Raw genomic sequence first — 11,315 nt, 5'->3', positions numbered from 1 at the left:
ACGCCATGGCCATGAAGACGCGCAACGACAAGCAACTGGTGGTGGGCCTCGATATCGGCACCTCGAAGGTGACCGCCATCGTGGGCGAATACGAGCCGGGCGAGGAAATCACCGTGATCGGCATGGGCACCCATGTCTCGCGCGGCCTGCGCAAGGGCATGGTGGTGGACATCGAATCCACCGTGCACTCGATCCAGCAGGCCGTGCAGCAGGCCGAGCTGATGGCCGGCTGCGACATCCGCGCGGTCACCGCCTCGATCTCCGGCAGCCACCTGGAAACCCGCAATTCGCACGGCAACGCGGCGATCCGCGAGCGCGAGGTGACCGCGGACGACCTGGACCAGGTGCTGGAGGCCGCCAGCGCGGTGGCGATCCCGGCCGACCGCAAGGTGCTCTACAAGGAGTCGCAGGAATACCGCATCGACGGCCAGGACGGCATCCGTTCGCCGGTCGGCATGAGCGGCGTGCGGCTGGAGGCGAACGTGCACCTGGTCACCGGCGCGGCGGCGGCGGTGCAGAACATCACCAAGTCCATCCAGCGCTGCGGCCTGTCGGTGGACGAGCTGGTGCCGTCGGCGCTGGCCAGCGCGCGGGCGGTGCTCACGCCCGACGAGCGCGAGCTGGGCGTGTGCCTGGTCGACATCGGCGCCGGCACCACCGACATCGCGATCTACACGCAGGGCTCGATCCGCTACACCGCCTCGCTGCCGATCGGCGGCGACCAGATCACCGGCGACATCACCTACGCCGTGCAGACGCCGACCGCGCACGCCGAGGAAATCAAGATCAAGTACGCCTGCGCGTTGACCGGGCTGGCGCATGCCGACGAAACCATCCAGGTGCCCAGCGTGGGCGACCGCCCGCCGCGCCGGCTGGCGCGGCAGGCGTTGGCGCAGAGCGTGCAGGCACGCTACGAGGAAATCTTCGAGATGGTGCAGGACAAGCTGCGCAGCTCCGGCTACGACAGCCTGGTGGCGGCCGGCGTGGTGCTCACCGGCGGCGCGGCGCAGATGGAAGGCGCGCTGGAGCTGGCCGAGGAGATCTTCCACAAGATGGTGCGCCTCGGCGTGCCGCAGGAAATCAGCGGCCTCGGAGAAGTCATCAGCAGCCCGCTGTACTCCACCGGCGCGGGCCTGCTGCTGCACGCCTCGCGCCACAACGCGCCGGTGCGCGGCGGCGGCGGTTCGCTCGGCCAGGTCGGCGGCGTGCTCGGCAAGGTGAGCAACTGGTTCAAGAAGAACTTCTGACGCGGCGCCGGAAGGCGACCGGCGGATGGGCTGGGTTTTGGCCACGCAGGAAGCAGGGCCACGGGTGGCAGGTCAGCCGCCCACCACCACGGAGCAACAGGAGTTGCATCCATGGTTACAACGACAACAACTCTGGAGGACGGGAAATGTTTGAACTGATCGAAAAGCTGGCACCGAACGCAGTCATCAAGGTCATCGGCGTGGGCGGCGGCGGCGGCAATGCCGTGGCGCACATGATCAACGCCAACATCGAGGGCGTGGAGTTCATCGTCGCCAACACCGACGCGCAGGCGATGAGCAGCTGCAATTCGCGCACCCACCTGCAACTGGGCGCCAACGTCACCAAGGGCCTGGGCGCGGGCGCCAATCCCGAAGTCGGCCGCCAGGCCGCGCTGGAGGATCGCGAGCGCATCGAGGCGATGCTGGAAGGCGCCGACATGGTGTTCATCACCGCCGGCATGGGCGGCGGCACCGGCACCGGCGCCGCGCCGGTGGTGGCGCAGCTGGCCAAGGAGAAGGGCATCCTCACGGTGGCCGTGGTCACCAAGCCGTTCCCGTTCGAAGGCCGTCGCCGCATGCAGGTGGCGCAGAAGGGCATCGAGGACCTGTCGCAGCACGTCGATTCGCTGATCACAGTGCCGAACGAGAAGCTGATCAGCGTGCTGGGCCGCGAAGTGACCCTGGTCAACGCGTTCAAGGCCGCCAACAACGTGCTGCAGGGCGCGGTGCAGGGCATCGCCGACCTGATCACGGCGCCGGGCCTGATCAACGTGGACTTCGCCGATGTGCGCACCGTGATGAGCGAGATGGGCCTCGCCATGATGGGCACCGGCGTCGCCAGCGGCGACGACCGCGCGCAGGCCGCGGCCGAGCAGGCGATCAAGAACCCGCTGCTGGAAGACGTCAACCTCAATGGCGCCTGCGGCATCCTGGTCAACGTCACCGCCGGCCCCAACCTCACCATGCGCGAATTCGACGAGATCGGCCGCGTCATCAACGACTTCGCCAGCGAGGACGCCACCGTGGTGATCGGCACGTCGCTCGATCCGGAGCTGAAGGACGAAGTGCGCGTCACCGTGGTCGCCACCGGCCTCAACCGCGCCCCGGCACGCCAGAGCGTGCGCGCGGTGGAAGCCAGGCAGGTCGAGATGCGCCAGCGTCCGCGTCCGGTGGTGCTGCGTACCGGCACCGGCAACGAAGTGGTGGATTACGCCCAGCCGGAAGCGGTGTTCAGCGCCAATCCGCGCAGCGAGGCGCCGGCCAAGAGCCAGGAGAATGGCCTGGACTACCTGGACATCCCGGCTTTCCTGCGCCGCCAGGCCGACTGAGGCGGTTGGCGCCCTGAACCGGGCACCACGTGCTTGTTAAAAGGAGTTGAACGAACGCATGCCGAATTGGTCAGAGCTGAAACATGAAGGGTGGATCCGGGCCTGGCATGTCGCCATGGCTGTAATCGAACGGCCGATTGGTGCGTTCAAGGTCGGGATTTGCCAGACACAATGCGACAGGGAGGCGCATGATCCGTCGTCCCGGGCCCGGCCCGGGTTGGCTGGTCCGCTGCCCCGGTGCCGGAATTCCCGTCCCGGCCCGGGGGGCGTGTGGCGCCGTGCCATGGCACGGCTGGACATGTTTCGTGACACGCATCCCGGGATCACGGGCGCGTGGGGGGGGCGACCAGACTGTACGGTACGGTTTGCTATTGCAGCTGGTTAAAACTGTGTTAGCATCCGGCACCGAATTGGCTGCTCTTTGGCAGGTACCAACGACAATGATCAAGCAGCGCACGCTCAAGAACATCATCCGCGCCACCGGCGTGGGCCTGCACACCGGCGACAAGGTGTACATGACCTTGCGTCCCGCCGCGCCCAACACCGGCATCGTGTTCCGTCGCACGGACCTCAATCCGCCGGTGGACATCCGCGCCCGCCACGACAACGTGGGCGACACCCGGCTCTCCACCACGCTGGTCAACGGCGATGCGCGCGTGGCCACGGTCGAGCATCTGCTCTCCGCGATGGCCGGCCTCGGCATCGACAATGCCTACGTGGACCTGTCGGCTCCCGAAGTGCCGATCATGGACGGCAGCGCGGGTCCCTTTGTGTTCCTGCTGCAGTCCGCGGGCATCGAGGAGCAGAACGTCGCCAAGCGCTTCATCCGCATCAAGAAGCCGGTGAAGGTGCAGGAAGGCGACAAGTGGGCCAGCTTCGAGCCGTTCGACGGCTTCAAGGTCGGCTTCTCGATCGAGTTCAACCACCCGATCATCAGCAAGCGCACCTCGCGCGCCGAGATCGATTTCTCCACCACCTCGTTCGTGAAAGAAGTGAGCCGCGCGCGCACCTTCGGCTTCATGCGCGACATCGAGATGCTGCGCGAACACAACCTCGCGCTGGGCGGCTCGATGGACAACGCCGTGGTGCTGGACGACTACCGCGTGCTCAACGAGGACGGCCTCCGTTACGAGGACGAGTTCGTCAAGCACAAGATCCTCGATGCCATCGGCGATCTCTACCTGCTCGGCCACAGCCTGATCGGCGCCTACAGCGCCCACAAGTCCGGCCACGAACTCAACAACAAGCTGCTGCGCACCCTGATGGCCGATGCCACGGCCTGGGAAGAGGCCAGCTACCAGGACGACCCAGCCACTTCGCCGATCTCCTACGCGCATCCTGCGCAGGCGATCTGATCGCGCGCACCGCAACGATCAGCAGGCAAGAAACAAGAGCCGCCGCATCCAACGATGCGGCGGCTTTTTTTGTCTCGGGGGCGTTTGCCTGAAGAGTGCGGTCTTGGATGGCCGCCCGTCTGATCCTCGCGATCAGGATCGTCGCAAAATCACTCGCCAGGCCCGGCCAGTCCGGCCAACTTGCCGAACAGCTCCTTCCACTCGGGATCCACCGCGGCCGCGGCTGCGGCGCGCAAGTGGCTGGCCGCCGCGGGCGACAAGGTCCGCGTGCGTTCGGGTTCGAGCGCGATCTGCGGCAGCGGGCTTACCTTGATGCCGATGGTCTCGGCGCGGATGTCGAGGCTGCGTGCCGCGGCAAGAATCTGCGCCTGCAACAGGCGCAGCCGCGTGGCCCAGGCCGGCGAGCTGGCGAGGAACAGCAGGCGCCCGCCACGCAGGTTGGCGAAACGCACCTCGTCGCGCAGCGGCATCGGCAGGGTCTGGCGCAGCGCACGGTCCATCGCATCCAGCGCGGCCGCCCGGTTGGCGAGGCTGGCGAACGATCCGCAAGCACCTAGGGCCTGCGGGCCGCGGGAGGGGGCGGCGCGGGACATGGACCGATGGTTCCAGGGTGGGGGTGATGCGCCGATGATACCCGCCCGTCGACCTTGAATCCGCCTGTCGCCGCCGCCATGCCGGGACGACCGTCCTGCATGCCGTCCGGGCCCGTGTAGTAACATGCCCGTTTGGCTTGCGCCCAGCCGCGGCCTTTTGTCCACGTCATCCGGAAGATCGATGTTCAATCGCGTCCTCACCAGCATTTTCGGCAGCCGCAACGAGCGCGTGCTGCGCCAGCTGTCGCGCATCGTGGTGCGCATCAATGCGCTGGAACCCGAATTCGAGAAGTTGAGCGATGAGGCGCTGCGCGGCAAGACCGCGGAGTTCAAGCAGCGCGTCGCCGGCGGCGAGCCGCTGGACAAGATCCTGCCCGAGGCGTTCGCGGTGGTGCGCGAAGGCGCCAAGCGCGTGCTGGGCATGCGCCACTACGACGTGCAGCTGATCGGCGGCATGGTGCTGCATCAGGGCAAGATCGCCGAGATGCGTACCGGTGAAGGTAAGACCCTGGTGGGCACGTTGCCGGTGTACCTCAACGCGCTGGAAGGCAAGGGCGTGCACGTGGTCACCGTGAACGATTACCTCGCCCGCCGCGACTCGGCGCAGATGGGCAAGCTGTACAGCTTCCTCGGCCTCTCCACCGACGTGGTATGGCCGGGCATGGACCATGCCGACAAGCACAAGGCCTACGCCGCCGACATCACCTACGGCACCAACAACGAGTTCGGCTTCGACTACCTGCGCGACAACATGGCGCTCAGCAAGGAGCAGCGCTACCAGCGCGGCCTCAACTACGCCATCGTCGACGAAGTGGACTCGATCCTGATCGACGAGGCGCGCACCCCGCTGATCATCTCCGGCCCCGCCGAGGATTCGCCGCAGCTCTACATCGCGGTGAACAAGATCGTGCCGCGCATGATCCGCCAGAAGGAGGAAGAGGGCGAGGGCGACTTCTGGGTCGACGAGAAGCAGAAGCAGGTGCACCTCTCCGAGGACGGCATGCAGCATGCCGACGAGCTGCTGCGCGAGGCCGGCGTGATCAGCGAGGACAGCGGCCTGTACGACTCCAAGAACCTCGCCGTGGTGCACCACCTCAACGCCGCGCTGCGCGCCAACGCGATCTACCAGCGCGACGTGGACTACATCGTGCGCGACGGCGAGGTCATCATCGTCGACGAGTTCACCGGCCGCACCCTGCCGGGCCGCCGCTGGTCGGACGGCCTGCACCAGGCGGTGGAGGCGAAGGAAGGCGTGCCGATCCAGCGCGAGAACCAGACGCTGGCCACGGTGACGTTCCAGAACCTGTTCCGCATGTACAAGAAGCTGGCCGGCATGACCGGCACGGCCGACACCGAGGCGTTCGAGTTCCAGAGCATCTACGGCCTGGAGGTGGTGGTGATCCCCACCCACAAGCCGATGATCCGCAAGGACAACGCGGACCTGGTCTTCCTCGGCCAGCAGGCCAAGTACAACTCGGTGATCGAGGACATCAAGGACTGCCACAAGCGCGGCCAGCCGGTGCTGGTGGGCACCACCTCGATCGAGGTGTCCGAGCTGCTCTCCGAGCAGTTGCGCAAGGCCAACGTGCGGCACGAAGTGCTGAACGCCAAGCAGCACGAGCGCGAGGCGCACATCGTGGCCCAGGCGGGCGCGCCGGGTTCGGTCACCATCGCCACCAACATGGCCGGCCGCGGTACCGACATCGTGCTGGGCGGCAGCCTGGAGGCCGCGCTGGCCGCGTTGCCGGCCGATGCCGGCGACGCCGAGCGCACCCGCGTCAAGACCGAGTGGAAGAAACTGCACGAGCAAGTGCTGGCCTCGGGCGGACTGCACATCATCGGCACCGAACGCCACGAGTCGCGCCGCATCGACAACCAGCTGCGCGGCCGTTCCGGCCGCCAGGGCGACCCGGGCTCCTCGCGTTTCTACCTGTCGCTGGAGGACAACCTGCTGCGCATCTTCGGCGGCGAGGGCCTGATCCGCTGGATGAAGCGCTTCGGCATGAAGGAAAACGACGCGCTCGAAGACCGCATGATCAGCCGCCAGATCGAGAAGGCGCAACGCAAGGTCGAGCAGCACAACTTCGACATCCGCAAGCACCTGCTCGAATTCGACGACGTCGCCAACGACCAGCGCAAGGTGATCTACCGCCAGCGCGACGAGTTGCTGGAAGGCGAGGACGTGTCCGCCACCGTGGCCGACATCCGCCACGACGTGGCCGAAAGCATCGTGCGCGACCACGTGCCGCCGGACAGCATCGACGAGCAGTGGGACATCCCCGGCCTCGATCGCGAGCTGGAAGGCAGGTTCGGCCTGTCGATGGACCTGCCGCACTGGCTGGAGCAGCAGAAGGAAGTCGACGCGGGGATGATCCTCGAACATGTCCGCGAAGGCGTGGACCAGCTGTTCGAGGCCAAGCAGGCGCAGGTCGGCGTCGAGACCATGCGCGCGCTCGAAAAGCACATCATGCTCACCGTGGTGGACAACGCCTGGAAGGAGCACCTGGCCAACATGGACTACCTGCGCCAGGGCATCTACCTGGTGGGCTACGCACAGCAGGATCCCAAGCAGGCGTTCAAGCGCGAATCGTTCCGGCTGTTCTCCGACATGCTCGACCGCATCAAGGGCGAGGTGGTGCAGATGCTGGCGCGCATCCGCATCCGCAGCGAGGAGGAAGTCGCCGCGATGGAGGCCGAGCAGCAGCGCCTCGCCGAGCGCCTGCAGCGCCAGATGCTGGCCAGCGGTGGCGGTGCCCCCGATGCGGCGCTGGGCGCCGATGCGGCCGGCGCGGCCGCGGCGGCCATGCAGCTTCCGCAGCCCGAGGGACCGCGCGTGGGCCGCAACGATCCCTGTCCTTGCGGTTCGGGCAGGAAGTTCAAGCACTGCCACGGCCAGCTGAGCTGAGCTTGAAGGCATGAATGGAGGAAACGGCCGGGGTGACCCGGCCGTTTCCTTTTGCGGCTGGCGCTGGATCAGCCGATCCGTTGCGCCACGAACATCGCCGATTCGAGCCTGAAGTCCAGCGTCGCCGGATCGACCTGGTAATGGGCGAGCACCTCGTCGGGCGCATGCGCGAGCAATTGCCGGATCGCTGCTTCCAGCGCCGGCGGGGTGCGCATGCGCGCAAGCCAGCTGGAGAAGCCGATGTCCAGCCGCCAGTCGTGCTCGTCCTGCAGCGCGAGGCCGGCGCCGGCGAGCATGGCGCGCCATTCGAGGCGGCTGTAGTCGCGCACGTGCGACGTGTCGCGCAACAGCTCCAGCGCCTGCAAGTGGCTGTCCAGCAGCGGCGCATGCGGGCCTTGCGGACCCACCACGTCGATCAGGCACAACGTGCCGCCGGGGGCAAGCACGCGCGCGGCTTCGCGCAGCGCTGCACCCACGTCGCTCCAGTGGTGGGCGCTGTAGCGGCTGGCGACGAGGGCGAAGCTGCCGTCGGCGAACGGCAGTCGCTCGGCTGGGCCTTGCTGCACGCGCAGCGACGCCAGGCCGCGCGTCGCGGCGGCCTGCGCCACCACGGCCAGCATGTCGTGCGAGAGGTCGTAGGCCACCACCTCGGCGACGTGCGGCGCCAGCGCGAAGCTGGCGTGGCCGGCGCCGCAGCCGAGGTCGAGTGCGCTTGCGCCGGCGGCCACGCGGGCGGCAAGTTCGGCGAGTTGGCCTAGGTCGCGGCCCTGCGCATGCACGCTGCTGCTCAGGTAGGCCTGTGCCTGCGATCCGAACTGCCGGACGACGGCACCCTGGTGTTCCATCGCGTTGGCTCCTGCGGGCGGGGAGCGGTCACGCTAGCACGCGCGGTCAATCCGCGCCGGGCACGCGCTTGCGGTGCGGTTCGGCGGCGACGGCGACGTATTGCGGCTCCTCGCCATCCAGCCGCAGCGCGGTGAGCTGGCCGCCCCACACGCAGCCGGTGTCGATGGCGTACACGCCGAGGCCGGCGAAGCGGCCGAGCGCGGACCAGTGGCCGCAGACGATGCGCGTCTCGCGCCGGCGCATGCCGGGAACCTCGAACCACGGGTACAGCCCGGGCCGCTGCGTGCCGGGGATGTCCTTGGCCTCGAAGTCGATGCGGCCGTTGACGTCGCAGTAGCGCATGCGGGTCAGCAGGTTGATGGTGGCGCGATGGCGGTCCAGCCCCTGCAGCCGGCTCGACCAGCCGGCCGGGCGGTTGCCGAACAGGTTGCGCAGGATGCGCGGGTGGCGCGGGCTGGCGAGTTCGTGCTCCACGTCCTGCGCGGCCTTCTGCGCCTGGCGCAGCGTCCAGGCGGGCGCGAGGCCGGCATGGATCATCGTCCATCCCAGTTGCTCGTCGTGGTGCAGCAGCTTCTGCGCGCGCAGCCACTCGAACAGTACCGGCGCGTCGTCGGCGAACAGCACCTCGCGCAATTCGGGGTTCACCTTGGCCTGCGCCTCGGGCTTGCGCAGCGCGATCGCCAGCAGGCTGAGGTCATGGTTGCCCAGGGTGACGATGCAGTGCCCGCGCAGGCCGTGGATCAGCCGCAGCGTGGCCAGCGACTCGCCGCCGCGGTTCACCAGGTCGCCGCAGAACCACAGCTTGTCCGCCGCCGGGTCGAAACGCAGCTTGTCGAGCAGGCGCTGCAGTTCCGGGTAGCAGCCCTGCACGTCGCCGATCGCATAAGTGGCCATCCTGTGCCGCCGTCAATGCAAGGTGCGTGGAATGGCGAGCGTGAACGGCGGGATGGTCGCGTCGAAGCGGGTGCCGTCGTCGGCCAGCATCTGGTAGCTGCCGCCCATGATGCCCACCGGCGTTTCCAGCACGGCGCCGGAGGTGTACTCGTAATCGTCGCCCGGGCGCATCCACGGCTGCTCGCCGACCACGCCGTCGCCGCGCACTTCCTCCACCTTGCCGTTGGCATCGGTGATGACCCAGTGCCGCGCCATCAGCTGCGCGGGCACCTTGCCGGTGTTGCGCAGGGTGATGGTGTAGGCAAACGCGTAGCGGTTGTCGTCGGGGCGCGACTGGTCGGGGACGAAACGGGTGCTGACCTGCACGTCGATCGTGTAGGGATTGTTTTCGCTCATCTGCCGATTGTACGGGTGAACGCCCCCCCGGCGCAGCGTCGCGGGCGAGGTCAGCGCGCGGCGAGCCGCTTCGCCAGCCGCACGAAATCCCCGGGGGCGAGCGTCTCGGCGCGGGCCCTGGGGTCCACGTCGGCTTCGCGGATGGCGTCGCTGTCGAGCAGTTGCCTGAGCGCATTGGCCAGCGTCTTGCGGCGCTGGCCGAAGGCGGCCTTCACCACGTCGTGCAGCAGCGCGGGGGCGGCGTCGTGGCGCTCGTGCGGCGCCAGCGGCACCAGGCGCACCACGGCCGAGTCCACCTTCGGCGGCGGCCGGAACGCTTCCGGCGGCACCTCGAACAACGGCAGCACGCGGCAGGCCAGCTGCAACATCACCGACAGGCGTCCGTATACCTTGCTGCCGGGTTCGGCGGCCATGCGGTCGACCACTTCCTTCTGCAGCATGAAGTGCATGTCCTCGATGGCGGACGCGTGCTCGACGCAGTGGAACAGGATCGGGCTGGAGATGTAGTAGGGCAGGTTGCCGGCGATGCGCAGGCGCTCCACGCCGTGGCGATGCGCCAGCGCGGCGAAGTCCACCTTGAGCACGTCGGCGTGGATCACCGCGAGCTCGCCCACGCTGGCCGCGCGTTCCTTCAGGGCGGGGATCAGGTCGGTGTCCAGCTCGATCGCGGTGAGCGAGCGGGCCGCGGCCAGCAGCGGCAGGGTGAGCGCGCCTTCGCCGGGGCCGATCTCCACCAGGAAGTCACCGGGGCGCGGTGCGATGGCGCGCACGATGTCGTCGATGTAGCGACGGTCGTGCAGGAAGTGCTGGCCGAAGCTTTTCTTGGGGCGGGCGGGGGCGTGGTTCATGGCAAGGACAGATTTCCCGATGTTGCGGATGCTGGTAGTGCGTCCATCTCACATTTTTCTGAGCATGGTGCAGATCAGTGGCCAGAAGCTCCACGTCATATAGAGGTCAATCAGAAAAAGCATCCCTGCGATAAATTGATCCGACTTGCGTTGTTCGCCACTCATTACTTCGCCCAGCAGTTTGTCAAGGCTCGAATTTCCATAGTTGTGCATGGCTCGGAATAGGCCGAGCAAGCGTGGATCCTTCAAGTTGTCCGGCCCGAGCACAAAATACATACGTTCCTCTGGTTGGCCATATTGGCGACAAACAAAGGCATATCTCCAACCGGAGGAACGGCCAGCATGCACATAATCGGTTGCATAGCCGAGCACGTCCACGGCGCGGATCACTCGTGTCGAAGATGCTTGCACGATCTCGATCGAATCGGCGCGAATGGTCATGCTCCGCCAGATCATGCTGGCTACGTAGCACACCACCAACAACGCGAGACCATCGAAGGGGAAGATCAACCAGCCAATTGATAATCCCTGCCGCTTGACTGGCCCCAAAAATACGGCAGTGAGCAGCACGATCATGGTGAGCATGGCTGTCGTCGCAAGTACCGGAATCACCACTCGCCGCAGAAAAGCGTCACGGTATGTTTGCGGCAAGCAGTAGTGCGTCGCTAGATAATTCGCGCAAGCACCCTCGCCGACGTGAGGGTTATCAGGATCGGGTGAGGAGTTCTGCGCCTTGACCGGCAGTGATGCCGGTGAGCCATGTGATGTTTTCGAATACGCCTTGCCGCATGCGGGGCATTCCCAGTCAGGCGCCTGATCGGTCGGTTTCCGTTGGTAACCACAAGCCTGACAGACGGTTTCCATACTCACTCCATGCGTGGCGTGATCCAGCTGAAAATGATT

Annotated in this window: 10 protein-coding genes; 4 read left to right on the top strand and 6 right to left on the bottom strand. The window is 66.9% G+C overall.

From position 1 onward, the window contains the following. Positions 1-11: 11 nt before the first annotated feature. The 3 genes from ftsA (at position 12) to lpxC (ending at position 3,930) form a co-directional block, all read left to right on the top strand. Positions 12-1,247: a cell division protein FtsA gene (ftsA, locus tag IHE47_RS11415; RefSeq protein ID WP_192106092.1), complete on the top strand. Its 1,236-nt coding sequence runs from the start codon at positions 12-14 to the stop codon at positions 1,245-1,247. A 146-nt stretch (positions 1,248-1,393) separates the two neighbouring features. Continuing rightward, on the top strand, positions 1,394-2,575 hold the full coding sequence (ftsZ, locus tag IHE47_RS11410) for a cell division protein FtsZ (RefSeq protein ID WP_192106007.1): 1,182 nt from the start codon (positions 1,394-1,396) through the stop codon (positions 2,573-2,575). A gap of 440 nt (positions 2,576-3,015) precedes the next feature. After that, the gene (gene lpxC / locus IHE47_RS11405; protein WP_192106006.1) at positions 3,016-3,930 is read left to right on the top strand and encodes a UDP-3-O-acyl-N-acetylglucosamine deacetylase; all 915 of its coding nucleotides are present in this window, start codon (positions 3,016-3,018) and stop codon (positions 3,928-3,930) included. 149 nt (positions 3,931-4,079) lie between these two features. On the opposite strand, the gene IHE47_RS11400 is transcribed toward lpxC, so the two are convergent. Beyond that, positions 4,080-4,523: a DUF721 domain-containing protein gene (locus IHE47_RS11400; protein ID WP_192106005.1), complete on the bottom strand. Its 444-nt coding sequence runs from the start codon at positions 4,521-4,523 to the stop codon at positions 4,080-4,082. 181 nt (positions 4,524-4,704) lie between these two features. On the opposite strand from IHE47_RS11400, the gene secA reads away from it, so the two are divergent. Further along, positions 4,705-7,428 (top strand): preprotein translocase subunit SecA, encoded by a 2,724-nt coding sequence (gene secA, locus IHE47_RS11395; protein WP_192106004.1) that lies wholly within the window; start codon positions 4,705-4,707, stop codon positions 7,426-7,428. A 68-nt stretch (positions 7,429-7,496) separates the two neighbouring features. Here secA and IHE47_RS11390 read toward each other — a convergent pair whose 3' ends face one another. Genes IHE47_RS11390 through IHE47_RS11370 form a run of 5 tightly spaced genes read right to left on the bottom strand, consistent with a single transcriptional unit; the run spans position 7,497 to position 11,276 of the window. After that, the gene (locus tag IHE47_RS11390; RefSeq protein ID WP_192106003.1) at positions 7,497-8,273 is read right to left on the bottom strand and encodes a class I SAM-dependent methyltransferase; all 777 of its coding nucleotides are present in this window, start codon (positions 8,271-8,273) and stop codon (positions 7,497-7,499) included. Between the two features lie 46 nt (positions 8,274-8,319). After that, positions 8,320-9,168, bottom strand: a complete 849-nt coding sequence (locus IHE47_RS11385; protein WP_192106002.1) for a symmetrical bis(5'-nucleosyl)-tetraphosphatase — start codon at positions 9,166-9,168, stop codon at positions 8,320-8,322. 12 nt (positions 9,169-9,180) lie between these two features. Next, positions 9,181-9,564: a Co2+/Mg2+ efflux protein ApaG gene (gene apaG / locus IHE47_RS11380; protein ID WP_192106001.1), complete on the bottom strand. Its 384-nt coding sequence runs from the start codon at positions 9,562-9,564 to the stop codon at positions 9,181-9,183. A 50-nt stretch (positions 9,565-9,614) separates the two neighbouring features. After that, positions 9,615-10,412, bottom strand: a complete 798-nt coding sequence (gene rsmA / locus IHE47_RS11375) for a 16S rRNA (adenine(1518)-N(6)/adenine(1519)-N(6))-dimethyltransferase RsmA (protein ID WP_192106000.1) — start codon at positions 10,410-10,412, stop codon at positions 9,615-9,617. A 48-nt stretch (positions 10,413-10,460) separates the two neighbouring features. Beyond that, positions 10,461-11,276: a hypothetical protein gene (locus tag IHE47_RS11370; RefSeq protein ID WP_192105999.1), complete on the bottom strand. Its 816-nt coding sequence runs from the start codon at positions 11,274-11,276 to the stop codon at positions 10,461-10,463. Positions 11,277-11,315 lie beyond the last annotated feature (39 nt).

This window comes from Rhodanobacter sp. DHB23 (assembly GCF_014842975.1).
In the GTDB taxonomy this organism is placed as follows: Bacteria; Pseudomonadota; Gammaproteobacteria; order Xanthomonadales; family Rhodanobacteraceae; genus Rhodanobacter_A.
Note: the sequence above shows the minus strand (reverse complement) of the source record. Positions and strands in the feature narration are given on the sequence as shown.